The sequence below is a fragment of the Kineococcus anabasis genome, from assembly GCF_054590795.1.
In genome coordinates this window covers 118,682-141,166 of the sequence record NZ_BAAIHU010000007.1, presented here as the reverse complement: position 1 = coordinate 141,166, position 22,485 = coordinate 118,682, and the positions used below count along the sequence as shown (strand labels likewise).

At 73.8% G+C, this 22,485-nt stretch carries 21 protein-coding genes, 1 tRNA gene and 2 pseudogenes; 12 read left to right on the top strand and 12 right to left on the bottom strand.

The annotated features are described in order from the left end of the window. The first annotated feature begins 116 nt into the window (after window positions 1-116). The gene (locus ACYQBY_RS11470) at window positions 117-518 is read left to right on the top strand and encodes a VOC family protein (RefSeq protein ID WP_459643986.1); all 402 of its coding nucleotides are present in this window, start codon (window positions 117-119) and stop codon (window positions 516-518) included. Window positions 519-828: 310 nt separating this feature from the next. Beyond that, window positions 829-1,392: a gamma carbonic anhydrase family protein gene (locus tag ACYQBY_RS11465; protein WP_459643985.1), complete on the top strand. Its 564-nt coding sequence runs from the start codon at window positions 829-831 to the stop codon at window positions 1,390-1,392. A gap of 81 nt (window positions 1,393-1,473) precedes the next feature. Here the strand turns inward: ACYQBY_RS11465 and ACYQBY_RS11460 are convergent. The 3 genes and pseudogenes from ACYQBY_RS11460 to ACYQBY_RS11450 all read right to left on the bottom strand — a co-directional run. Next, window positions 1,474-1,734: pseudogene (locus ACYQBY_RS11460) on the bottom strand (ISL3 family transposase); the annotation flags it as partial. Window positions 1,735-1,790: 56 nt separating this feature from the next. Then, the gene (locus ACYQBY_RS11455) at window positions 1,791-2,219 is read right to left on the bottom strand and encodes a hypothetical protein (protein WP_459643984.1); all 429 of its coding nucleotides are present in this window, start codon (window positions 2,217-2,219) and stop codon (window positions 1,791-1,793) included. After that, entirely contained in the window at window positions 2,129-3,067 is a 939-nt protein-coding gene (locus tag ACYQBY_RS11450; RefSeq protein ID WP_459644386.1) for an aminotransferase-like domain-containing protein, read from the bottom strand. Before ACYQBY_RS11450 ends, ACYQBY_RS11455 begins: the two co-directional genes overlap by 91 nt. A gap of 222 nt (window positions 3,068-3,289) precedes the next feature. On the opposite strand from ACYQBY_RS11450, the gene ACYQBY_RS11445 reads away from it, so the two are divergent. Both ACYQBY_RS11445 and ACYQBY_RS11440 read left to right on the top strand, forming a co-directional pair. Continuing rightward, window positions 3,290-4,153, top strand: a complete 864-nt coding sequence (locus ACYQBY_RS11445; RefSeq protein WP_459643983.1) for an NAD-dependent epimerase/dehydratase family protein — start codon at window positions 3,290-3,292, stop codon at window positions 4,151-4,153. A gap of 317 nt (window positions 4,154-4,470) precedes the next feature. Then, window positions 4,471-5,851: pseudogene (locus ACYQBY_RS11440) on the top strand (IS1380 family transposase). 177 nt (window positions 5,852-6,028) lie between these two features. Here the strand turns inward: ACYQBY_RS11440 and nagB are convergent. Together nagB and ACYQBY_RS11430 are read right to left on the bottom strand one after the other, a co-directional pair. Beyond that, on the bottom strand, window positions 6,029-6,811 hold the full coding sequence (nagB, locus tag ACYQBY_RS11435; RefSeq protein ID WP_459643982.1) for a glucosamine-6-phosphate deaminase: 783 nt from the start codon (window positions 6,809-6,811) through the stop codon (window positions 6,029-6,031). After that, window positions 6,799-8,292: a family 20 glycosylhydrolase gene (locus ACYQBY_RS11430; protein ID WP_459643981.1), complete on the bottom strand. Its 1,494-nt coding sequence runs from the start codon at window positions 8,290-8,292 to the stop codon at window positions 6,799-6,801. Before ACYQBY_RS11430 ends, nagB begins: the two co-directional genes overlap by 13 nt. A gap of 78 nt (window positions 8,293-8,370) precedes the next feature. On the opposite strand from ACYQBY_RS11430, the gene ACYQBY_RS11425 reads away from it, so the two are divergent. The 6 genes from ACYQBY_RS11425 to ACYQBY_RS11400 all read left to right on the top strand — a co-directional run bounded on the left by ACYQBY_RS11425 (window position 8,371) and on the right by ACYQBY_RS11400 (window position 15,035). Further along, a complete protein-coding gene (locus tag ACYQBY_RS11425; protein WP_459643980.1) occupies window positions 8,371-9,549 on the top strand; it encodes an ROK family protein in 1,179 nt (392 codons plus the stop codon). Between the two features lie 101 nt (window positions 9,550-9,650). Continuing rightward, window positions 9,651-10,985: an extracellular solute-binding protein gene (locus tag ACYQBY_RS11420; protein WP_459643979.1), complete on the top strand. Its 1,335-nt coding sequence runs from the start codon at window positions 9,651-9,653 to the stop codon at window positions 10,983-10,985. A gap of 75 nt (window positions 10,986-11,060) precedes the next feature. Continuing rightward, window positions 11,061-12,041 (top strand): carbohydrate ABC transporter permease, encoded by a 981-nt coding sequence (locus ACYQBY_RS11415; RefSeq protein ID WP_459643978.1) that lies wholly within the window; start codon window positions 11,061-11,063, stop codon window positions 12,039-12,041. After that, on the top strand, window positions 12,038-12,865 hold the full coding sequence (locus tag ACYQBY_RS11410; protein WP_459643977.1) for a carbohydrate ABC transporter permease: 828 nt from the start codon (window positions 12,038-12,040) through the stop codon (window positions 12,863-12,865). The genes ACYQBY_RS11415 and ACYQBY_RS11410 overlap by 4 nt, the downstream gene beginning before the upstream one ends. Then, the gene (locus ACYQBY_RS11405) at window positions 12,865-13,833 is read left to right on the top strand and encodes an ROK family protein (RefSeq protein WP_459643976.1); all 969 of its coding nucleotides are present in this window, start codon (window positions 12,865-12,867) and stop codon (window positions 13,831-13,833) included. The genes ACYQBY_RS11410 and ACYQBY_RS11405 overlap by 1 nt, the downstream gene beginning before the upstream one ends. Continuing rightward, complete coding sequence (locus ACYQBY_RS11400) at window positions 13,830-15,035, top strand: N-acetylglucosamine-6-phosphate deacetylase (protein ID WP_459643975.1); 1,206 nt, start codon at window positions 13,830-13,832, stop codon at window positions 15,033-15,035. Before ACYQBY_RS11405 ends, ACYQBY_RS11400 begins: the two co-directional genes overlap by 4 nt. On the opposite strand, the gene ACYQBY_RS11395 is transcribed toward ACYQBY_RS11400, so the two are convergent. Next, window positions 15,020-15,667: a YitT family protein gene (locus tag ACYQBY_RS11395; protein WP_459643974.1), complete on the bottom strand. Its 648-nt coding sequence runs from the start codon at window positions 15,665-15,667 to the stop codon at window positions 15,020-15,022. The two genes, ACYQBY_RS11400 and ACYQBY_RS11395, sit on opposite strands and share 16 nt — an antisense overlap. A 138-nt stretch (window positions 15,668-15,805) precedes the next feature. Further along, on the bottom strand, window positions 15,806-16,258 hold the full coding sequence (locus ACYQBY_RS11390; RefSeq protein ID WP_459643973.1) for a MarR family winged helix-turn-helix transcriptional regulator: 453 nt from the start codon (window positions 16,256-16,258) through the stop codon (window positions 15,806-15,808). A 93-nt stretch (window positions 16,259-16,351) separates the two neighbouring features. Here ACYQBY_RS11390 and ACYQBY_RS11385 point away from each other — a divergent pair, with 93 nt between their 5' ends. Further along, window positions 16,352-17,323 (top strand): SMP-30/gluconolactonase/LRE family protein, encoded by a 972-nt coding sequence (locus tag ACYQBY_RS11385; RefSeq protein ID WP_459643972.1) that lies wholly within the window; start codon window positions 16,352-16,354, stop codon window positions 17,321-17,323. 74 nt (window positions 17,324-17,397) lie between these two features. Next, window positions 17,398-17,471: transfer RNA gene (locus ACYQBY_RS11380), tRNA-Thr, on the top strand. Window positions 17,472-17,488: 17 nt separating this feature from the next. Here ACYQBY_RS11380 and ACYQBY_RS11375 read toward each other — a convergent pair. Genes ACYQBY_RS11375 through ACYQBY_RS11355 form a run of 5 tightly spaced genes read right to left on the bottom strand, consistent with a single transcriptional unit; the run spans window position 17,489 to window position 22,479 of the window. Further along, the gene (locus ACYQBY_RS11375) at window positions 17,489-18,670 is read right to left on the bottom strand and encodes a tyrosine-type recombinase/integrase (protein ID WP_459643971.1); all 1,182 of its coding nucleotides are present in this window, start codon (window positions 18,668-18,670) and stop codon (window positions 17,489-17,491) included. Next, window positions 18,667-18,855 carry a helix-turn-helix transcriptional regulator gene (locus tag ACYQBY_RS11370; protein ID WP_459643970.1) on the bottom strand — a complete coding sequence of 63 codons (189 nt, stop codon included), beginning with the start codon at window positions 18,853-18,855 and terminating at the stop codon, window positions 18,667-18,669. Before ACYQBY_RS11370 ends, ACYQBY_RS11375 begins: the two co-directional genes overlap by 4 nt. Continuing rightward, window positions 18,852-20,546 carry a replication initiator gene (locus ACYQBY_RS11365; RefSeq protein WP_459643969.1) on the bottom strand — a complete coding sequence of 565 codons (1,695 nt, stop codon included), beginning with the start codon at window positions 20,544-20,546 and terminating at the stop codon, window positions 18,852-18,854. The genes ACYQBY_RS11370 and ACYQBY_RS11365 overlap by 4 nt, the downstream gene beginning before the upstream one ends. Then, the gene (locus tag ACYQBY_RS11360) at window positions 20,543-22,075 is read right to left on the bottom strand and encodes an FtsK/SpoIIIE domain-containing protein (protein ID WP_459643968.1); all 1,533 of its coding nucleotides are present in this window, start codon (window positions 22,073-22,075) and stop codon (window positions 20,543-20,545) included. The genes ACYQBY_RS11365 and ACYQBY_RS11360 overlap by 4 nt, the downstream gene beginning before the upstream one ends. Continuing rightward, window positions 22,072-22,479 (bottom strand): plasmid replication, integration and excision activator, encoded by a 408-nt coding sequence (locus ACYQBY_RS11355; protein ID WP_459643967.1) that lies wholly within the window; start codon window positions 22,477-22,479, stop codon window positions 22,072-22,074. The genes ACYQBY_RS11360 and ACYQBY_RS11355 overlap by 4 nt, the downstream gene beginning before the upstream one ends. Window positions 22,480-22,485 lie beyond the last annotated feature (6 nt).

The following is a 22,485-nucleotide window of genomic DNA, read 5'->3' as shown; positions in this document are numbered from 1 at the left end:
GATGGCGCCGACGCGGCGGCACACGCTCTGCCCGATGAGCTGCGCCAGGGCCTGCACCGCCGCACGGAGCCCCTGGCCACTTGTTCGTGGTCGATGCCGGAACCACACTGCTAGCCATGGCTACCCCCAGGCTCGAAGGCATCACCGTCCTCGCGGACGACGTCGGAGCGTTGGGCGCGTTCTACCGCGACGCGCTCGGACTCACGTTTGACGTCGAGGAACCGAGCTACATCGCCTTCACCGGTGGAGGGATCCGCTTCGCGATCTTCTCGCGCGCCGGGATGCTCGCCAACACTCACGACCACCCCGCGTACCGCGCTCCATCCACCGGCCAGGCGTTCGAGCTGAACTTCGAGTGCGCCGGCCGGGGCGAGGTCGATGAGCGGTTCAGGTGGCTCTCAGAGCACGGTGCACAGCCGATCGCACAGCCGACCGAAACTGCGTGGGGCCACTACACCGGGTTCTTCGCGGACCCGGAGGGCAACATCCACTCGCTGTTCGCCGTCTTGGAGAGCTAGGACGGGTCTCCCGACGGTGTGCGGAGCCAGCTGAGGATCGCGGCCAGGACGGCGCCTTCGCGGTAGGCGACGACGAGCTCGTCGCAACGGGTGGCGAGTCCGCGCCAGTGCGCGAGGGCGCTGGAGAACGTTCGACGACGTTGCGGCCCTTGTGTGCGTCAGGGTCGTCGGTGACCGGTCGCCCGCCGCGTGAGCCGCGGCGTCCGCAGCGTCCTTGCTGGTCACGGGGCTCAGGGATGACCGCGACGATGCCCTGGCGGCGCAGCTCGGCGCGTCGGTGCTCGGGTAGGGGTGGACTATCGTTGCCTGCATGGTCGACGTGCATGTAACCGCCTGGGTAGCGCCGACCGCCGTGTTGACCGGCGACGTCCGGATCGGCGCCGGATCCCGCGTGCTGCACGGCGCAGTGCTCAACGGGGACCTCGGCCGAGTCGAAGTGGGTTCGGACGTGCTGGTGATGGAGAACGCGGTCCTGCGGGGCCGGGCCGGTCACCTGCTCTCGATCGGCGACGCCGTGCTGGTGGGGCCGCACGCGCACCTCAACGGCTGCCTGGTCGGCGACGAGGTCTTCATCGCGACCGGTGCCTCGCTGTTTCCGGGGTCTCAGGTAGGGAGCCGGAGCGAGTTGCGCATCAACAGTGTGCTCCAAGTCAACTCGGTGCTAGCCGAGGGCTCCGTCGTCCCGATCGGCTGGATCGCAGCCGGCGACCCGGCCCGGCTCTTCTCGCCCGACCAGCACGACGAGCTGTGGGCCGTGCAGCAGGGCCTTGACTTCCCGGGCACTGTCTACGGTGTGCCGCGGAACACGTCGATGCGAGTGATCATGGCCCGGCAGTGCGCCGCCTACGGCCCGAAGCTCGGCGGCGATGAGTAGCCGCGTACGGCCAACCGACCGGACGGGCACCACCGCGCTGCTGGTGCGTCGTCCGCAGCTACCTGACAGTAAGGGCCTTCTTCACGAACGAGGGTTCAGTCGTGGTCTGGAGCCGCCGGTCCCGAGCAGGAACCCGGCGATGTCGTTGACGAGGTTGCGGAACCTCAGGGCGGAGCCGTGTAGGTGCTCGAGTCTGCCTCTCATCGCCTCGGCGGCACCGTTGCTGGTGCCAAGGAGCTCGAAGTAGGCCGGGACGTCCACGGCGCGCTTGTTCAGCGCCCCATCTAGGGTGATGAGCTCGGTGAGAGCGCCCGGGACCCCGCTACGCAGCGAGACGATCAGCGGCTCCCCGGGTGCAGGTGTGGATGGCGTTCTCGATCGTCCAACCCTGTCTGGGGTCACGAGTGGGGTGCCAAGGTCGTCAGCATGGCAGACAGGGCGGCGCCGTTGTCCTGCCGGCAGGGGGTGGCGAAGCCGACGACGAGAGCGCGGGGCCTGGGGTGCGTCCGGGTGCAGCGGGCGAGGTCGTGGACGAGGACCGGTGTGTGCGAGCTGGTCGCGGAGTCGCCTGGCTCGATGACGGCGTGCAGGCCGGCGGGGATGCCGGGCGCGGCCAGCCCACGGGCCGTCAGCGCGTTCTGCAGGAGGGTCCGCCGGCGGGCGTACTCCCGACGCTGGGCCCGCACGTGCCGCTCGTAGTCGCCGCTGGCGATGAGGTCGGCCAGAGCCAGCTGGTTCAGCAGCGGTACGCCACCTGTGAGGACGCTGACCGCGTGGGCGGTGGTGGCGACCAGCTCCTCGGGCAGGACGAGCCAGCCGATCCGCAAGTCCGGTGACAGCGTCTTGCTGGCACTACCGCCGTAGAAGACGCGTTCGGGGCAGATCGCTGCAGTGCGGTGACCGGGCGACGGCCGAAGCGGAACTCTCCGTCGTAGTCGTCTTCGATGACGTACCCACCTGTTCTGGTAGCCCAGTCGCAGACCAGGCGGCGGCGCCGGGGTCTCAGCGCGCCTCCAAGGGGGAGCTGGTGGGAGGAAGTCAGCACTACCACACCGGGCGCGCAGCCAGCCACCGTGGTGAGGTTCTCAAGGTCTTCGACGCGGCCTCCGTCGGCATCAACCGGCAGGTCCAGCACTGCGTGTCCCAGGCGCCGCCAGGGTTCCACCACTGCGGGCAGGCAGGGGTCTTCCATCGCGACCTGCCGCACGCCGAGATCGGTGGTGGTGACGGCTTGGGCCGTGCAGGCTGCTCGAAAGCCCGCGCTGATGACGATGCGGTCGGGGTCAGCGTGCACGCCCCGCACCCGGGCGAGGTAGGCGGCCAGCTGGGTGCACAGCACCTGGGCTCCGGCCCCATCCGCCGGGCCGGAGGTCGGGTTGCTCCGAGTGGCGGCACGGCGCAGGGCGCTGACCCAGCGACTGGTCGGGAACGAACCCTGTTCGGGCTGGCCGGGACGCAGATCGAACGGGCCCGCCACTCGTTCGACCCCGTCGGGTGGCTGGGCGGCTCCCGCGCGCAGGGGTCCATCCCCGACGGGGGCAGCATGGCGGGCGACGTGCAGGCCGCTACGGCCGCGAGCGGTAAGGACCCCTTCGGCGATGAGGTCGTCGAGGGCGGCGACCACCGTGGTTCGTGAGATGCCCGGTTCGGCTGTGAGGTCGCAACTGGAAGGCATGCGCTGGCCCGCCGGTAGGGCCCTGGAGCTGATGGCGGCGCGGACGGCTGCCTCCACCCCGCGGACCTCTGACGAAGACGCATCAAGGACCAACCAGTGCACTGGACCAGGACATCCATCGACGGGTGGACCTTCCTACTGGTCCACGGTGTCCCTAGGGTCAGCTGCGAGACCTGCCGCATCGGCGGGTACCCGCACTGACGAGAGGTCCGACGAGCTCACATGCGTGTCTTCCTCGCCGGAGGCTCCGGTGTCCTGGGCCAAGCCCTCATACCGCTCCTGGTGGCCGAAGGCCACCAGGTCGTCGCCACCACTCGCTCGGAGGCGAAGACCGGCGCACTGCACCGGCTGGGAGCCACCCCCGTACTTCTGGACGTGTTCGAGCGCGACGACGTGCGCGCGGCGGTGGCCCGCTTCGAACCCGACGTCGTCCTGCACCAGCTCACCGATCTGAGCGGCGGGGACTCGGCCAGCAACGCCCGACTGCGCCGGATCGGCACCCGTCACCTCGTCGAGGCCGCGCAGCAGATCGGGGTGCGACGCGTGGTAGCGCAGAGCATCAGCTGGATCTACCGACCGGGGACCACGCCCGCCGTCGAGGACGACCCGCAGGACAGCGGTGCCCCCGAGCCGCGTCGTACGACCGTCGCCGCCGTCGCGAACTTGGAGTCCATCGTTCTCGGCTGCGCCGAGGGCGTGGTCCTGCGCTACGGGCAGCTCTACGGACCCAGAACCTGGTACGCGCGCGAGGGCCGGTTCGGCCAGGCCGCCCGCGCAGGATTGCTGCCGGTTACCGACGCGGTCACGTCGTTCGTGCACGTCGAGGACGCTGCTCGCGCTGCCGTCCAGGCGCTGCACTGGCCGAGCGGGGTGGTGAACGTGGTCGACGACGAACCAGCCGCAGGTTGCCAGTGGGTCCCGGTATTCGCGGCCGCTGTCGGCGCCCCTCCTCCCAAGTTTCCCGCCAAGAGTCCCCATACGACCGCGTCCGACGACATCGGACGTCCGGTGTCGAACGCCACTCTCCGCGAGACAGGTTTCACCTTCGTGCACCCGTCCTGGCGCGAAGGGTTCACCACCCTGTGAGGCTCAAGCCAACCGGCGTCACCGGTTCGCTCACACACCGGATACCAGGCCCGATCTCTGGTGCGCGGGACGACGGTCAGTGCCAGAGCCGCGCAAGCGCCGAGTCGGACGGTGGCGTCAAGCCGTCTGCGGTTTCTGCTGCGTCCTGCCCGTCAGTCCGTTGCTGAACTACGCAGCGGTTCGCGTCACGGGTGGCTGGCCCGAACTGCTGACGGTCATCGTCCACACCACCGTCCGCGTCGCCGCCCTCACCTGGTTCTCGTCACCGCTGGCCCGCAAGATCACGCGAGGGTGGGTCATCGCCTCTCCCCGCAGGACTGAACACGTGGGAGTCGAGACCGAAGCAACGTGACTCGCTCCACGCCTGCGCCGGGTCGGTCCCAGTGCTCGCGCCGGCGCGGCGGTGTGGGCTGCACGAGCTGGCGCAGGGGCGTGTGCGCCCGCCGGGTTCGCCGGGGGCGTCTGCGGGGGCGAAGGTGACCGGTCTGGTCGCGGGAATGGTCGCCGGCGCGGACTGCACCGACGACCTGGATCCGCTGCGTCACGGCGGGATGGATCGGGTGTTCACCGATGTGCGGGCGCCGTCGACCTGCGGGACGTTCCTGCGGGCGTCCTCCTTCGGGGGTGTCCGCCGGCTCGACGCAGTAGCGGCGAGGTTCTTGCCGCGCCTGGCCGCAGCGGCGCCTCTGCTGCCGGGAGTGGGTGAGATCGCCGACGTCGACGTCGACGACTCCGTGCGTCGAACCTTCGGCTACGCCAAGCAGGGCGCCGGCTACGGCTACTCCGGGGTGAAGGGGCTCAACTTCCTCCTCGCGACGCCGTCGACACCACTAGCCGCACCGGTCATCGCCGTCACCCGGGCGCGCAAGGGGTCAGCGACCTCGGTGCGCGGGCGGGCAAGCTGCCGGCCGATGCGCTCGCCGTCGCGAGAGCCGCTGGCGCCGGTGGAGCGGACGGGCACGGTCTGGTGATCGTGCGGGCTGACTCCGCCTACTACAGCCGGGACGTCGTGGCCGCCCCCCGCCGCGCCAGGGCGAGGTTCTCCCTCACCGCCCGAGCCAACCCGGCCGTCGCCAAGGCCATCGCGGGCGTCGCCGAGTACGCCTGGACTGCGATCCGCTACCCCGACGCGATCTGGGACGAGGATGAGCAACGCTGGATCTCCGATGCGGAAGTCGCTGGGATCCCCTTCACCGCGCTCGGCTCCCGACGCCAGTCCCACCAGGTGCACGCCCGCCTCATCGTGCGCCGCATCAAGCGCCTGGGCTCCACCGGTGAGGGCGGGAGGAGTTGTTCGCTGCTTTCCGCTACCACGCGATCTTCACCGACTCGCCCCTGCCCATGCTGGAAGCGGAAGCCGACCACCGCCGCCACGCGATCATCGAGCAGGTCATCGCCGACCTCGAGGCAGGCGCGCTGGCGCACCTGCCCTCGGGAAGATTCGCCGCGAACTCCGCATGGCTGGTCCTGGCCGCCAGCGCCTACAACCTCACCCGCGCCACCGGCACCTCGGCCGGCGGCGGCCACACCCGCGCCCGGACCGCCACCATCCGCGCCCGCCTGATCTGCGTGCCAGCCCGAGCTGCCCGCTCCGCCCGGCGAACGACGCTGCACCTGCCGGGGAACTGGCCCTGGCAGCACGGCGGTCAACGGCTCTCCGACACCACCGCCGGCGTCCCGCCAGCCCTCGCAGCCTGACCCGTCCACCCCGCCCGACAGGGCCCGACCGACACCACGAGTGGAACAACTGGGCGAACCAGCGGCCACCTCCTGCCCACCACACGCCACCTCGCCACTCGCAGGATCGCCGGGTTGGATCAACGACCTCACCGATCTGGAACGGTGGACTCAGGCTGACCTGTGCGCAGGGCGCCCTCACAGCCCCTGCCAGGCGGGTTTGTCCGCGAACGCCTCCCGGTAGTAGTCCGCCAGCCGCAACCGGGAGGCGGCGGCCTCGTCGGCGACGACGGTGACGTGCGGGTGCAGCTGCAACGCTGACGCGGGGAAGAACGCCGTGACGGGGCCCTCCACGAGGGAGGCCACGGCCTCGGCCTTGTGCTCGCCCCACGCGAGGAGCACCAGGTGGCGGGCGGCGAGGATCGTGCCGACGCCCTGGGTGAGGACGTGCCGGGGGACGGCCCCGGGGTCGCCGCCGAAGAAGCGGGCGTTGTCCCGGCGGGTCTGCGACGTGAGGGTCTTGACGCGGGTGGTGGAGCCGAGGGAGGAACCGGGCTCGTTGAACCCGATGTGCCCGTCCGTGCCGACGCCGAGGAGCTGCAGGTCCACCCCGGCGGCGCGCACGGCGGCCTCGTAGCGCGCGCAGGCCGCGGTGAGGTCGCCGGCCTCGCCGTCGGGGGCGTGCACCGCGCCCGCCGGCAGGTCGAGCCGCTCGACGACCTCCCGCCGGATGACGGAGGAGTAGCGCTCGGGGTGCCCGGCGGGCAGGCCCACGTACTCGTCGAGGAGGAACGCGCGGCAGGACGCCAGCGACAGCTCCCCGCGGGCGTGCCGGGCGGCGAGGTCGTCGTAGACGGGCGAGGGGGACCCGCCGGTGGCCAGGCCGAGGACGGCGTCCGGCCTGCGGGCCACGAGGTCGGCGACGGCGCCGCCGACGAGGCGGCCGCCGTCGGCGGGGGAGGGCACGATCACGACTTCCACGGGTTACCTCCTGCTCGGGTGTCCTCGTCCCAGGAGACCTGCGGGGAGCGGTACCACGCCAGCCCCGCCTCGTCCCACGTCCGCGCGTACCGGGCGACGCGCCGGGCGAAACCCTCCCAGCCGCGTGCCGCGGGCGCGCTCCAGGCGACCTCGGCGACCGCCGCGAGGCGCGGCAGGAGCATGCCGAACAGCTCGTCGGCGGTGCGGATCGTCTCGGTCCACAGGCACGCCTCGACCCCGGCGATGCTCCCGGCGGGGACCCCGGGCACCACGTCGGCGGGTTCCCAGCAGTAGGCGTCGCGCACCTCCACGTGCCCGGCCCACTCCAGGCCGATCGGGGTGTGCGCGTCGTACTTCAGGTCCAGGTAGGTGTGCGGGGCGGGGGAGAGCAGCAGCCGGGCCCCGGCGGCGACGGCGGCGGCGACGGCCTCGGCGGTGGAGCCCTCGCGCCCGTCCCAGAACTGCACGAGCGTCCCCGGCGGCAGGGGTGCCTTCGCGATCTCCTGCCAGCCGACCACCCCTTTGCCGGCGGCGGTGACGATCCCGGCGGCGGCGGCGACCAGCTCCGCGTACTCCGCCGGCTCCATCGTCAGGGCCTCGTCGCCGCCGATGTGGACGTGGGGGCCGGGGGTGGCGCGGGCGACGTCGCCGAGCACGTCGCGCAGGAAGGGCAGAGTGGCGGGCAGGTCGGCGTGGAGCTGGGAGAAGCCCACCTCGATGCCGGTGTGCACGGGCGCGGGCTCGCCGGAGCGGGTGAGCTCGGGCAGGGCGTGCTGGGCGGCGTTGACGTGGCCGGGCACGTCGATCTCGGGGACGACGGTGATGCCGCGCGCGGCGGCGGCCGCGACGATCCCGGCGTAGTCGGCGGCGGTGTAGTGCCCGCCGGGGTCGCCGCCGACGGCGCTCCCGCCGGAGCGGGCCGCCAGCTCGGGCCGGGAGGGAACGTCGAGCCGCCAGCCCTGGTCGTCGGTGAGGTGCAGGTGCAGGACGTTGAGCTTGAGGGCGGCCAGGACGTCGAGGACGCGCTCGACGGTGGCGACGGGCACGAAGTGGCGGGCGACGTCGAGGGAGAGCCCGCGCCAGGCGAAGCGGGGCGCGTCGGCGACGGTGCAGGCGGGGACGGTGCCGTCGGCGGCGGTGAGCTGGAGCAGCGTCGTGGTGCCGTGGCGCAGGCCCGCGGGGGTCAGGGCGGTGACGGTGGCGCCCGCGGCGGAGACGTCGAGGCGGTAGGCCTCCGGCAGCAGGTCGGGGCCGGCGGGGGCGGGCAGGCCGAGGGCGGCGGCGTCGTCCACCAGCCGCAGCTCGACGCTCCCGCCGCGGGCCGCACGCCCGGCGAGGGCTGCGGCGAGGGCGGCGGCGAGGGCAGCGGCGACCGGGCCGGCGTCACCGGGCCCGGAGACGGGGCTCGTGGGGTGCAGCACGAGCGGCGCGCCGGGTGAGGTGGCGGCGAGCAGGGGTGCGGGGATCAGGTCCAGCGGCATGGTCCGCCTTCCGTCGCAGCGGGACTGCGGGTCGTCAGGGTCTTGACGAGAATCTGTAAGGACACTCTACTAACAAATGTGACGCTCGTTCGAGACTGGCGGCCCGCGGGACGGGCACTGCGCCCCACCTCCAAGGTCCTGCCCGAGCACGCCCGTGCCCACAACCGCTCCCTGGTGCTCCAGCACCTCTTCCACGCCGGCCCCGCCTCCCGCGCCGACCTGGCCCGCTCCACCGGCCTGACCCGCGTCACGGTCTCCGACCTCGTCGCCGGCCTGATGGAGGACGGCATCGTCACCGAGCTCGGCCTGCGCCCGGAGGGGAGGGTCGGCAAGCCCGGCACGCTCGTCGGCCTGCGCGAGGACGCCTTCCAGATCGTCGCCGTCGACCTCGCCGACGACGAGGCCGTGCACGGCGCCCTCATCGACGTCTCCGGGGCCGTGCGCGCCCGCCGCTCCACGCCCACCGCGGGGCGCACCGGCGAGGCGGCCGTCGAGGCCCTCGTGGAGTTCTGCCGCGAGCTGGTCGCCCTGGCCGAGTGCCCCGTGCTCGGCGTCGGTGTCGGCTCCCCCGGTGTCGTCGACCCCGGCGGGACCGTCGTGCAGGCCCCCAACCGCGACTGGTTCGGGGTGCCGCTGGCCGTCCTGCTCTCCGAGGCGCTCGGCGTCCCCGTGCACGTCGCCAACGACGCCAACACCGCCGTCCTGGGGGAGTTCACCTACGGCGGCGGGGCCGGTGACGGGCTGCTCGTCATCACGGTCGGGGAGGGCGTCGGTGCGGGCATCGTCCTGGACGGCGCGCTCGTGCAGGGCCACCAGCACGCCGCCGGGGAGATCGGGCACGTCACCGCCCTCGACGAGCGCGACGACGTGCCCGGCGCCCCCCTCGGCCCGGCCCGGGAGTGCGCGTGCGGGCGCACCGGCTGCCTGGAGACGGTCCTGTCCGTCCCCGCCCTGCGCCGCCGCGTGCAGGGCCTGCCCGCCGCGCAGGCCGGGGCGCAGCTCGCCGCCGTCGGGCGGCGCCTCGGTGTCGTCCTGGCCCCCGTGGTCAGCGCCCTGAACCTCTCCGAGGTCGTCGTCTCCGGGCCCGCCGACCTGCTCGGCGGGCCCCTGCGCGAGGCCGCGCTGGAGACCCTGCGCGCCCGCACCATGCCGGTCATCTCCAGCGGCCTGCAGCTGCGGATGACCGCGCTCGGCGAGGACGGCGCCCTGCGCGGTGCCGCCGTCCTCGTCCTCTCCGGCGAGCTCGGCGTCACCTGAGCCGCCCCGCACGAGGACCCCGCACAGAACCCCGCACCAGAACCCTGTCGAACACCCGACGGCGCGGCAGCGCACCGCCGGCACAGCGAGGAGGAAACCCCATGGCAAGTGCACGCAGCGGTCGTCTCGCAGCCCTCGTCGTCGGCGCCCTGGCCCTGGCCGCCTGCGGAGGGGACGCCGAGGGAGGTGGCGCGGGCAGCAGCACCTCCGAGGTGCGGCTGTGGCTCGCCGGCTCCGACACCCCGCAGGAGCTGCGGGACCACCTGGTGAAGACCTTCGAGGCGCAGAACCCCGGCGCGAAGCTGAAGATCGAGGAGCAGGACTGGACCGGGCTGGTGCCCCGGCTGCAGACCGCGCTCGCGTCGGAGGAGCAGACCCCCGACCTCGTGGAGATCGGCAACACCCAGAGCGCCACGTTCACCCACGCCGGCGCCTTCTCCGACCTCGGCGACCTCACCGCCGAGCTCGGCGGGGACGACCTGCTCGAGGGGTTCGTCGAGGCCGGCACCGTCGACGGCACGGTGTACGCGGTGCCGTACTACTCCGGCTCCCGGGCGGTGTTCTACCGCAAGGACGCCTTCGCCGCCGCCGGCGTCGAGGTCCCGAAGACGCTGGAGGAGTTCACCGCCGCCGCGGTGCGGCTCCAGGAGACCGCCGGCGCCGGCAAGCCCGGCTACTCGGGGTTCTGGTTCCCCGGGCAGGACTGGTACAACGGCATCGCCTGGGTCTACACCCACGGCGGCGACCTCGCGGTGCAGGAGGGCGGCACCTGGAAGGGTGCCCTGTCCGCCCCCGAGGCGCAGAAGGGCCTGGCGCAGGTGCAGCAGCTCTTCACCACCGCCACGAGGGCCCCCCGCGACGCCGACTCCGAGGAGCCGTGGATCGCGTTCAACAACGGCGAGTCCGCCATGTTCTCCGCCCCCACCTGGGCGCGCTGGAGCATCGCCCTGCCCGAGTGCGACAAGGGCGCCGACCCCGAGGGCGAGAGCCCGGAGAACAAGGCGCTGCTCGCCGAGCAGCAGAAGTGCAACGAGGAGAAGACCGGGATCTTCCCCCTGCCGGGCCTGCAGCCCGGGCAGGTCGCGAACGTCTTCGCCGGCGGCTCGAACATCGCGATCCCCGCCAAGTCGCAGAACCAGGACCTCGCGAAGAACCTGCTGAAGATCATCTTCAGCGAGGAGTACCAGACGATGCTCGCGGAGAACGGGCTCATCCCCGGCAACGAGAAGTACAGCGGCGCCCTCGGGGACGACGCCTACTCCCAGGCCGCCCTCGCCGCCGCCGTCGACGCCGAGCTCACCCCGGCGGCGGAGAAGTGGGCCGACGTGGAGGGTGCGCGCATCCTGGAGGACTTCTTCCAGAAGATCGCCTCCGGTGCCGACGTGGCGCAGGCCGCCGCCGAGGCCGACAAGCTGATCACGGACACCCTCAGCTGACCGGACCCGCCGGAGCCGCCCGCCGACGATCCGGCGGGCGGCCCCAGCAGGACCCTCCACCACCCGGAGCCCTCGATGTCCGCACCCCGCACCGGGGCCGCCCCACCGGTCCCCGCCCCCGGGCCCGTCCCGGCCGTCACCACCGCACCCCCCGGCGCCTCCCGCCCGCCGCGCCGCCGCCGGGCCGCGGCCCCGCAGCTCCTGCTCGTGCCCGCCCTCGCCCTCATCGCGCTCGGCCTCGGCTACCCCCTCGTGCGGCAGTTCGTGCTGTCGTTCCAGGAGTACGGCCTCGCCCAGCAGTTCGGCCGCCCCGCGGAGTGGGTGGGCCTGCGCAACTACCGCACCCTGCTCGCCGACCCCTACGTGTGGGGGGTCATCGGCCGCTCCGTCGCGTTCTGCCTGGCCAACGCCGCCGTCACCATGACCGTCGGGGTGGCCCTGGCGGTGCTGCTCACCCAGGTGGGCCGCGTCGCGCGCACCACCCTGCAGGTGTCCCTGCTGTTCGCGTGGGGCGCCCCCGTGCTGGCCACGATGACGGTGTGGCAGTGGCTCTTCGACTCCCAGTACGGCGTGGTGAACTGGCTGCTGGCCGGGCCGCTGGGCCTGGAGGGCATGCGCCGGCACTCCTGGCTCATCGAGCCGTGGTCCTTCTTCCTCGTCGCGAGCCTCATCGTGGTGTGGACGTCCGTGCCGTTCGTCGTGTTCTCCGTGTACGCGGCGCTGCTGCAGGTGCCGGGGGAGGTGCTGGAGGCCGCGCAGCTCGACGGGGCGGGCGGCTGGCAGCGCTTCCGCCTCCTGACGCTGCCGCTGATCCGGCCGGTCGTCTCCATCGTGCTGCTGCTGCAGGTCATCTGGGACCTGCGGGTGTTCACGCAGATCCACGTCCTGCAGCGCGCCGGTGCCCCCACGCGGGAGACGCACCTGCTGGGCACCTACATCTACTCCCTGTCCAAGGAGTTCTCCCTCGCCGGGGCGATGGCGACGGTCATGCTCGTGCTGACCCTCGCCCTGACCGCCGGCTACATCCGCCGCGTGCTGCGCCAGGAGGAGCTGTGAGCGCCGTCCGCCGCCGCCTGCTGGGGGCCCTCGCCCTCGCCGTGGCGCTGCTGTGGCTGTTCCCCGTGTACTGGATGGTGAACAGCGCCCTGCTGCCCTCGCGGCGGCTGCAGTCCGCCGACCCCTCCTTCCTCCCCGTCGGCGGCACCCTGCGCAACCTGCGCGCCGTCCTGGCCGACCCGGCGTTCACCGCCGCGCTGCGCACGTCCCTGTCGGTGACCGTCCTGACGGTGGTGGTGGCGGTGCTGGCCGGGGCGGTCGCGGCGCTGGCCCTGAGCCGGTTCCGCTTCCGCGGCCGCCGCGCCTTCGTCGTCACCGTCCTGGTGGTGCAGATGATCCCCGCCGAGGCGCTGTTCATCTCGCAGTACCGCATGCTGGACGGGTGGTCCCTGGTGAACTCCGTGCTGGGGCTGGGCATCGTGTACGTGGCGGCGGTCCTGCCGTTCACGGTGTGGATGCTGCGCGGGTTCGTCGACGGGGTGCCGGTGGAGCTGGAGGAGGCGGCGATGGTGGACGGCCTGTCCCGCACGGGGGCGTTCTTCCGCATCACCCTGCCGCTGCTGGCGCCCGGTCTGGTGGCCGCCGGCGTCTACGGCTTCCTGCAGGCGTGGAACGAGTACACCCTCGCGCTCGTCGTCATGACCGACGAGGGCCACCGCACCCTGCCGCTGTGGTTGCAGGGGCTGGTGGAGGCGAACCGCGCGACGGACTGGGGGCTCGTCATGGCCGGCTCCACCCTCATCGCGGTGCCGGTCATCGCGTTCTTCCTCCTGGTGCAGCACCGGATGGGCGCGGGGCTGGTGTCCGGGGCGGTGAAGGGCTGATGGACGGGGCCGGGTCCGGGTGGACGGCGGGGCTGGACCTCGGCGGCACGAAGGTGCTGGGGGTCCTGCTCGACGCGGAGGCCTCCGTGCGCGGCACGGTCCGCGCCGCCACCCGGCCGGGGCCGGAGGGCGTCGTCTCGACCGTCGTGCAGGCCGTGGAGCGGCTGTGCGCCGACGCCGGGAGGGAACCGGCCTCCCTCACCGCCGTCGGGGTGGGGCTGCCCGGGCTCGTCGACCCCCTCGCCGGTTCCGTCTCCCACGCGGTGAACCTCGGCCTGCACGAGGAGGGTTTCCCGCTCGCCGGGCTGCTCGCCCGGCGCCTCGGCGGGGTTCCCGTGCTCCTGGAGAACGACCTCAACGCCGCCGCCCTGGGCGCCACCCGCGTGCTGCGGCTGCCCGGCGACCTGGCGTTCCTCGCCCTCGGCACGGGTGTGGCGGCCGGCCTCGTGCTGGACGGGCGGGTGCGCCGCGGCGCCCGGGGCGCGGCGGGGGAGGTGGGGCACCTGCCCTACCGGCCCGGCGGCGCGCGGTGCGCGTGCGGGCAGCGCGGCTGCCTGGAGCTGTACGCCTCCGGCACCGCCCTGGACGCCGCCTGGCCGAGCAGGCAGGGCCGCCCCGCCCCGGCGGAGGTGTTCGACGCCGCCGCGGCCGGGGACCCGGTGGCGGTGGGGCTGCGCGACGGGTACGCCGACGCCGTCGCGGCGGCCGTGCGCATCCTCGTCCTCACCTGCGACGTGGAGCACGTGGTCCTCGGCGGCGGGGTCGCGCAGGTCGGCGCGCCGCTGCTGGAGGCGGTGCGGGCCGCGGTGCGGGCGCAGTCCGGGTCCTCGCCGTTCCTGCGCAGCCTCGGCATCGCCGAGCGGGTGCGCCTGGCGCCGCCGGCCGTGCCGCTGGCCCCGGTGGGCGCGGCGCTCGCCGCGGGCGCCGGGGCGGGACGCCCCGAGCCGGAGGTGACGGCGACGTGGTGAGCGGGGGGCGCCTCGTCCTCACCGGCGGGGCGCTGCGCACGGGGCGGCGGGTGCTCCCGGCGGGGTGGCTGGCGCTGGAGGGCGGGCGGGTCGCGGCCGTGGGCGCGGGGGCCGCGCCGGAGGAGGAGCTGCGCCGCGCGGGCGCCGTCCTGGACACCACCGGCGGCACCGCCGTGCCGGGTTTCGTCGACCTGCACTGCCACGGCGGCGGCGGGGCCTCCTTCGGCGGCGCCCCCGGTGGCTCAGGTCCTGGCACCGGGACGGTCGAGGCCGCCGCGCGGGCCGCCGCCACCCACCGCGCGGCCGGCACCACGACCCTCGTCGCGAGCCTCGTCACCGCCCCGCTGGCGCGGCTGCGCGAGGACGTGGTGGCCCTGGCCGACCTCGTCGCCGACGGGCTGCTCGCCGGGGTGCACCTGGAGGGCCCGTGGCTCAGCCCCCGCCACCCCGGCGCGCACGACGTCGCCCTGCTGCGCGCCCCGGACCCCGCCGACGTCGCGGCGCTGCTGGGGGCGCGGCCCGGCGCGGTGCGCGTCGTCACCCTGGCCCCCGAGCTCGACGGGGGCCTGGACGCCGTGCGCCGGGTCGTGGACGCGGGCGCCGTCGCCGCCTTCGGGCACAGCGACGCCGACGCGGCCACCACCACCGGCGCCGTGGACGCCGGGGTGCGCCTGGCCACGCACCTGTTCAACGCGATGCGCCCGCTGCACCACCGCGACCCCGGGCCGGTGCCCGCCCTGCTCGCCGACGAGCGGGTCACCGTGGAGCTCATCGCCGACGGCGCGCACCTGCACCCCCTCGTCCTGGCCACCGCGGCCCGCGCCGCCGGGACCGGGCGCACCGCGTTCGTCACCGACGCCATGGCCGCCGCCGGGTGCGGGGACGGCCGCTACCGGCTCGGGGCGCTGGAGGTGGACGTGCGCGGCGGGCTCGCCACCCTCGCCGCCGGCGGGGCCATCGCCGGCGGCACCGCCACCACGCAGGACCTGCTGCGCCACGCCGTGCTGGAGGCCGGGCTCGGCCTCGACGCGGCGCTGGCCGCGCTGACCGCCGTGCCCGCCGCCGTGCTCGGTCTCGCCGACACCGGCCACCTGGAGCCGGGTGCGCGCGCCGACGTGGTCGTCCTCGGGCCGGACCTGCGGGTGCGGGAGGTCGTGGCGCGCGGGGAGCGCGTGACCGCCGGGGTTCAGGCCCCCATGTAGCGGCCGGGGCGGTGGTTCATGGCCAGGACGAGGTTCAGCACCACCGCACCGAGGGCGGACAGCGCCACCAGCACCGGCGAGGTGACGGTGAACGCCAGCAGCACCACCGCGACGTCGAGGACCATCTGCACGTACCCGGCGCGCCAGCCGAGGCGCTGCTGCAGGACGAGCCCGAGGATCCCGAAACCCCCGAGGCTGGCGCCGTGCCGGAACAGCACGAGGATCCCCATCCCCGCCGCGAGGTTGCCGAACACCACCGCGTACACCGGCTCCACGGACAGCAGGGGCAGCGCGGCGGCGTGCACCGGGGCGAACAGCGAGACGGCCACGACCGCCACGAGCGAGCGCAGCGTGAAGCCCCACCCCTTGGTGCGCAGCCCCAGCGCGAAGAACGGCAGGTTCACCAGCAGGAAGAGCACCCCGAACGGGACGGGCAGGCCGTAGCTGAGCAGCAGGCTGAGGCCCGCGGTGCCGCCCGTCACGACGGTCGCCGAGCTCAGCAGGTGCAGGGCGAAGGAGGCGAGGAAGGTGCCGACGAGGAGGCCGGTGACGTCCTCGGCCACGGTGTGCGGCGGTGCGCCGGTGACCTGACCAGGGCGCTGCGGGGAGGCGGGGGCGGTGGGCGTGCTCACCAGGGCAGGGTGGCGGCGCGACGATGCAGTGTGCAAGCCATGCCGCGTCCGGTGGACATCGTGTGGGTGTGAGCCGGATCGGGTGAGCACATTGCCCAATTTTCACGGCTCCGGGGTGACGGCCGTGGTCCGCGCCCCTCAGTCCTGCTCGCCGGCTCCCGGGCCCGCGGTCTGGGCGACCTCCATGCACCGGACGAGCAGTCGCCGCAGCTGTTCCTGCTCCTGCGGGTCGAGCGCCGCCCGCAGGACGCCCTCGACCTCCTCGACGTGCTCGTTGGCGCGCTCCCACACCGCCTGGCCCTCGGGGGTGACCGCCAGTTCCAGCACTCCGCGGTGGCGAGGGTGTGGCGTGCGCACGACGAGCCCGCGATCCAGGAGGCGGTTGAGGACGCTGCTCATGGTCTGGGCGGTCACGCCGCAGTAGCGCGCCAGTTCCGACGAGGTGATCCCGGGGTTGTGCACCAGGTTCACCAGCGCGTTGTACTGCGCCACGGTCAGGCCCTCCGTGCGCACGGCGCGGTCCTTGGCGGCCTGCGTGAGGATCTCGGCGCCCTTGATGAAGCCCAGCAACCGGTCCCGGTAGTCACCCACGGGACCAGAGTAGGCGCCGGACGACATTGAGCCTTCTCAAGAGGATCAGATGCCTGATACGTTTTCGCCCTCTCAGTCTCAAGGAGGAGTTCCGTGTCCCTGCGCTCTGCGCTCGCCGTCCCCGCGACCGTCGCCGCCCTGCTGCTCGCCCTGCCCACCGCCGCGACCGCGGCCCCCGCCGACCGCGGTTACACGATCACCACCCCCGGGGTCTTCCCCGAGGGCATCGCCGCCGACCGCACCCACGTCTACGTCACCAGCAAGGCCGACGGCACCGTCTACCGCGGCGAGCTCGGTGCCGAGCAGCTCCAGCCGTTCCTGCCCGGTGGTCGCGACGGGCGCACCACCGCCACCGGCGTCGAGAGCACCGGCGACCGCCTCCTCGTCGCCGGCGCCGAGACCGGCCGCCTCTTCCTGCACGACACCCGCACCGGCGCGCTCGTCGCCACCTACACCGTCCCCGACACCGGGCAGGCCGCCTTCCTCAACGACATCGCCGTCACCCGCGACGGCGACGCCTACATCACCGACTCCCAGCGCCCCGTCGTCTACCGCATCCCCGCGGCCGAGCTCACCGGTGCGCCCACCGGCGCCCCTCGCACGCTGCAGGCCGCCATCGCCCTGCCCGCCGACAGCCAGAGTCCCGGCTTCAGCATGAACGGCATCGTCGCCACCCCCGACGGCAAGGCGCTCCTGCTGATCAACATGACCAGCGGCGCGCTCTACCGCGTCGACCTCGGCACCGGCACCACCGAGCAGGTCGCCCTCGACGTCGCCCTCGTCAACGGTGACGGCCTCGAGCTGCGGGGCAACACCCTCTACGTGGCCCGCAACGCCGACAACCTCATCAGCACCGTCCGGCTCTCCGGCGACTTCCGCTCCGGCACCGTCACCGACGAGGCCACGTACGAGGGGGCAGACTTCCCCACCACCCTCGCCCTCAGCCGCGGCCGCCTGCTCGTCGTCAACTCCCAGTTCGACACCTTCTTCGGCGGCGCCCCGCAGACCAGTCCCGTCTTCACCATCAGCTCCGTGCGGCCCGAGGAGCTCCGCTCCACCCGGTGATCACCCCGCCCCGAGCGGGTGCGTGCCCGGACGCCACGTCTTGTATGCTCGACGGCGTGCCGTCCGCGGCACGTGCCGCCTTAGCTCAGTCGGCCAGAGCGACGCACTCGTAATGCGTAGGTCCGGGGTTCGATTCCCCGAGGCGGCTCAGAGAAGCCCCGCAGGTCACAGACCTGCGGGGCTCTTCGCTTCCCTGATCGCGGTGACCGCCGAGGAGGCCGGTGCCCCCGTGGTGCCCCCGGTGCTGCCTCCGACCCGGCGGGCGGCCTCCCAAAGGTTGGCCGCGATGAGGTGGCCGTAGACGTCCATCGTCATGGCCGCGGTGGCGTGCCCCAGCACCGCCTGGACGACCTTGGGGTCCGCCCCGGAGCCCAGCCACAGCGAGGCGGCGGTGTGCCGCAGGTCGTGGACCCGCAGCGTCGGGTAGCCCAGCTCCTTCACCGCAGCCGACCAGCCGACGAGGCGCTTCCAGTTGGACTCCCGCATCGGCCCACCCGCAGGGGCGGGGAAGAGCCAGTCGGTGGCGGTGCGGCCGGCGGCGCGGGCGTCGACGAGCTCGTGCAGCTCCTCCACCAGCGGCACCGTGCGGGACCGGCGGTTCTTCAGGCTGTCGACGTACAGCTCCCCACCGCCGCCGCTGGCCAAGACCGTGCGCTGCAGCCGCAGACCCCGACCCGGCACCGTCACCAGGTCGCCCACCCGTAGGCCGGCCAGCTCACCCCAGCGCATCCCCGTCAGGCCGAGGACCAGGACCAGCTCGGCGGCCACCTCCCGGTTCGACGCCACCGGCCCCTGCGGTCCCGCGCACAGCGCCCGCAGCCGGTGCAGCTCGTCGTAGGTGAGGGCGTAGCCCTCCCGCCGGTCCGCACCCGCCCGCGGTGCCCTGACCGCCGCGGCCACGTTGACGTGCAGCCGCCCGTCCGCCATCCCGAAGGCCAGGATCGACCGCAGTGTGGCCAGCGCACGGGTCGCGGTGGCCGGGGCCTTGCCGTCGGTCACGAGCTGCCCCACCCACGCCAGCACCTCACCCGAGGTGAGGGAGGACGCCGGCCAGTTGCCGAAGCGCGGGGCGATGTAGTTCCGCCACGCCGCCTCGTCGCTCTCCCGGGTCCGGCGCTTCACGGTGCTGCGCGAGGCCAGCCAGTCGTCGGCGATCTGCGACAGCGGCACCCGGCCCCGCCGCGGGTCGATCCACTCACCCGTGCGCAGCCGCCGGGTCTGCTCCTCCTCCCACGCCACCGCGTCCCGCTTCCGGTCGAACACCTGGGTGGCGACCTCCCGGCCGTGGAACTTCACCCGCGCCCGGTAGCGAACCCTGCCGCCGCGCTCGAGGCGCTGGACGCTCACGCCGCTTCCCGCTGCGCCACGACCCACGCCTCCACGTCGACCACCCGCCACGTCAGGCGCCGGCCCACCTTGACGGCCGGGGCGAAGCGGCCCTCCTGCCGCAACCACCGGATCGTGAGGACCGGCACCCGCAGGTACTCCGCCACCTCGCCGATCGTCATCAACTGGTCCAGGTCCGTGCTCATGCTGCTTCTCCTTCCGAGGGGGTGTTGCCGAACTGCCGAAGGGCGGCGCCCGTCGGGGACTGTGGTTGGCCGGCGGCCCGGCGTTTCGCCTCGTCGAGGGCGGCGCGCCAGCGGGAGCGCTCGGCGACGGCATGCAGGAGCCGGTGCGCGAGCGGCGGCACCGCGTCGTCGGATGCGGCCGGCCGCCAGACGTAGCGGTCGGCGGTGGCGTCGTCGGCGGTGCCGTCAGGGACGCCGAGGAGGTTCAGGACCCACGCGCGGCGCTCCGCCTTGTGGTCGGCGAGGGTCTTGCCGGACCACTTGCGTGAGACGAGGACGCGGCGGCCGCCGTAGCCCAGAGTGTTCCGGCGGTGGGCCTTGCCCTTGCAGTAGCCGGGCCGGGCGTGCGGCCGGGGGTTGCGCGGCTGGACGCCGTACCGCAGCCAGTTCGCGCACGTCGGGGAGCAGGGCTCGTGGCGCAGGGCCGCGCTGAGCCGGTCGAGGTGGGCGCGCTGCCGGTCGGTGGCCGCCTCGTGGCAGGCGTCGAGGTCCTTGGTGAGGTACTTCGTGACGTAGCCGATCCGCCGGTCCACGTCGGGGGAGCCGGACAGCAGCCCCTGCACGTCGAGCTGGGTGCCGCAGCGGATGACGTGCATCGGCTCGGCGTCGTCGTCGAGCTCGTCCAGGGCCTCGTCGAAGGTGGGCAGCGCCTCGCCGGTGTCCGGGTCGACGAACCCCTCCGTCGCAGCGTCCCACGCAGGGAACCGGCCGCCGTCGTAGCGCACCACGTCGGCGGGCGGCCACCACACCTGGTGGTAGGTGGCGGCGGCGATCTGGCGCATCTCGGCGCGGGGCAAGGTGCCGCGGATGGCGAGGTGGGCGTGCATCGCCAGGCGACGCTGGCTCTCCACGGCGGCGAAGTACTGCACGTCGTAGCCGGCCACCCGGCGCAGGTTCTGCACGAAGCGGTCAAGCAGCCGGGAGAAGTGGATCGCGTCACGGGCGGCGCGGCGGTAGTCGTAATGGGCCGGGTCGACGGGGGTGCCATCCGGCAGCACCCGTCCGTACGACGGCAGGGTGACGGTGACGAACATCGACGGGCGCAGCACCCGGCCGTCAGGGGTGGTGAAGGTGCGCCCGAGCGTGCGCTTCTCCGCCGGCCGGCGGGGCAGGTCCGCCACGTCCTGACGTCGCTTCGTCGAGCGGACCCGGCGGGCACGGTCCGCGGAACCGGGAGCCACGGAGCCGCGCATCCCGGCGTCGGCGATCCGCTCGTCGAGGTCGGCGAGCTCCTGGTCGAGTTCCGCGACGACGTGCGGTGGTGCGCCGGCCGCGAGGGCTGCGGTCCGTTCGGCGGTGCGGTCGGCCCGCTCGGTGACCAGCTCCTCCTGCGAAGGGGTGGCCGGGTCGGCGTCGAGCGGCGGTTCCTCCTCGAGGTGCCAGCCCTCGCGGCACTGCGCCATCCGGAGCCGCTTGGCCTTCTCCGCGCAGGGCGGGCAGACAGCGGCCTGGGTGTTGCCGCACGGCACGTCGATCATCCGGGTCTCACCCGTGGCGCGGTCCTCGGCGAGCATGGCGAGCGGCTTGACGCAGACACCGTGCTCGACGGCAATCTCCCGCACGACGTCCTTGGCCAGCGGCATGCGCGCCCGCTCCACCCGCGTCGTGCGGCCCTTCGGCTTCCCGGGCGCCTCGGTGGTGTCGGTGCTCATGCCGCCTCGCCAGGAGCGTCGTCGTCCTTGACCAGCCGCAGCGGTGCGGTGCCGGGTGCGGGGTAGCGGGCGGCGAGGTCATGCAGCTCGTCGTCGCCGATCCACGCGGCACGGACGCGGACGGGTTCCGGTTCGCCGTCGAGGACGACGTAGGCGGTGCCGGGCATGGTGGTGGCGATGGCATCGGCGTGGGCTCCGCGCAGCCGGGCGCCGTTGCCGAGCACCAGGTCGACGGCCTCCGGCTCGACGAGGCGCATGGCGACGCGGAAGGTGAACAGGTCCCGGAACGGCAGCGTCTCCTTGCGCGGGTCCTGGATGCCGGCCACGACGAGGACGCCGGGTGCGCGGCCCTGCGAGAGCAGCAGGCGCAAGGAGCGGTCGATCCGCTTGCCGAGGTCGCGGTCGACGGCGTAGGCGGTGAGGAATGCCAGCTCGTCGACGACCAGGACGACCAGTGGCTCGGTCGTGGTGGGGACGTGCAGGCGGGAGGTGCCGCGCATCCGGCGCAGGCGGTCCTGCATGAGGGCCACGGCGTCGTCGAGGAGCTGCGCGAGCTCGCCCAGGGCCGGGTCGCTGAGCTTGTCGTCGCGCCGGGTGCGCCGCCGGGTGGTGTCGTCCTCGTCCGGTGTGGGTGCAGCCGTCGTGGTGGCGTCGCCGTCCCAGTAGCGGGTGAACAGCGACCGGCCGAAGGAGAGTTCGACGCCCATCTTCGGGTCGACGCCCCACAGCTGCACCCGTCCCTCGGCGACCGCGGGAGCCAGCGCCCGGATGGTGCCCCACAGGAACGAGCCCTTGCCCGCGCCGGCTGACCCAGCGAGCAGGACGTGCCGACCGAGCAGCCCGAGCGTCCACGGCTGCCCGTCCTCCTGCAGTCCCAGCGGCAGCGCGGCGAGGTCCACGTCCGCGCCGTCTGCCGGCAGGGGAGCGGGCTCGACGACGGCGGCCAGTGGGTCGACGCGCCGGAAGTCGAGGACGACGCGGCCGGTGCCGAGGCTGCGGACGCTGCACCGCTGGGCGACGAAGGAGTGCGCGAAGGCGTCGCCGCGGTCCAGAAACTGCTGCGGCGTCTGCCCGTGCAGCAGGTGCACCTCGACCCGCTCGCCGTGCTTGGTGAGGGTGACCCGCCCGAGCCGGGGCACCTGGGTCTGCCCGCCGAACCCGTCGTGCAGGTCCGCGCCCACCATTGCGGGCTGCCAGTGCCGGGCGTACTGCACTCGCCGGAGCCACCGCCGCCACGGCAGGAACGCGCGCGCGAACGACGCCGACCGCAGACGGTGCCACAGCATCAGGATGGCCGCCACGACGGCGAGCACCAGGACGAGCGCCAGGGCCCCGAAGCGCCAGCCGACCCAGGCAGCGGCCAGCAGCGGCAGGGACACGTACGGGTACCGCAGGGCCCACCACAGCAGCCGCCCGACGCCGTGGGCCAGCCGTGCGACGTGGCTCGGCTCCTGCGGTTTCCGGGCTGGCACGAGGATCGGGTCGCCCCGTCGTGGCTCCCACGCCGCCATCCGCGGTGCCATCGTCATGCCGCCTTGGGCGGAGCCTGGCGCGCACCGGGAGCCCGCATGCCGGACGCCTTGAGGGAGTACGCCTGCCGGGGCCGCTGGCCGTTGGTGTCCACGTACGGGGTGACGGTCAGCTTGTCGAAGACGACCGGCCGGAACGGCATCCCCTCCGGCGCCGGGGGCGGGACCGGCTGCACCGGGGCGGCGATCTTCACTTTGAGGGTGCGCTGGCGGGCGTCGGGGTCCAGGTCGAGGACCTCCACCTGCCACATGAGCAGGCCGTTGTCGTCGGCGGCCTGCACGGGCCGCTCCTTCGTCGAGCGGTCGAAGTCGAGCACCTGGCGGACCTCACCGATCATCGCGACCCCGTACGGGAACGTCGTCTCGCTGTCCACCTCGAACGAGCGCTGCATGGCTGCCTCCACTGATGT

Bases quoted from the DNA above. Each gene is read 5' to 3' on its own strand.
- ACYQBY_RS11465 (WP_459643985.1), top strand. From the start codon at position 829: ATGGTCGACGTGCATGTAACCGCCTGGGTAGCGCCGACCGCCGTGTTG.
- ACYQBY_RS11430 (WP_459643981.1), bottom strand. From the start codon at position 8,292: ATGCCGCTGGACCTGATCCCCGCACCCCTGCTCGCCGCCACCTCACCC.
- ACYQBY_RS11370 (WP_459643970.1), bottom strand. From the start codon at position 18,855: ATGAGCACGGACCTGGACCAGTTGATGACGATCGGCGAGGTGGCGGAG.
- ACYQBY_RS11445 (WP_459643983.1), top strand. From the start codon at position 3,290: ATGCGTGTCTTCCTCGCCGGAGGCTCCGGTGTCCTGGGCCAAGCCCTC.
- ACYQBY_RS11470 (WP_459643986.1), top strand. From the start codon at position 117: ATGGCTACCCCCAGGCTCGAAGGCATCACCGTCCTCGCGGACGACGTC.
- ACYQBY_RS11415 (WP_459643978.1), top strand. From the start codon at position 11,061: ATGTCCGCACCCCGCACCGGGGCCGCCCCACCGGTCCCCGCCCCCGGG.
- ACYQBY_RS11360 (WP_459643968.1), bottom strand. From the start codon at position 22,075: ATGACGATGGCACCGCGGATGGCGGCGTGGGAGCCACGACGGGGCGAC.
- ACYQBY_RS11450 (WP_459644386.1), bottom strand. From the start codon at position 3,067: ATGCCTTCCAGTTGCGACCTCACAGCCGAACCGGGCATCTCACGAACC.
- ACYQBY_RS11420 (WP_459643979.1), top strand. From the start codon at position 9,651: ATGGCAAGTGCACGCAGCGGTCGTCTCGCAGCCCTCGTCGTCGGCGCC.
- ACYQBY_RS11365 (WP_459643969.1), bottom strand. From the start codon at position 20,546: ATGAGCACCGACACCACCGAGGCGCCCGGGAAGCCGAAGGGCCGCACG.
- ACYQBY_RS11405 (WP_459643976.1), top strand. From the start codon at position 12,865: ATGGACGGGGCCGGGTCCGGGTGGACGGCGGGGCTGGACCTCGGCGGC.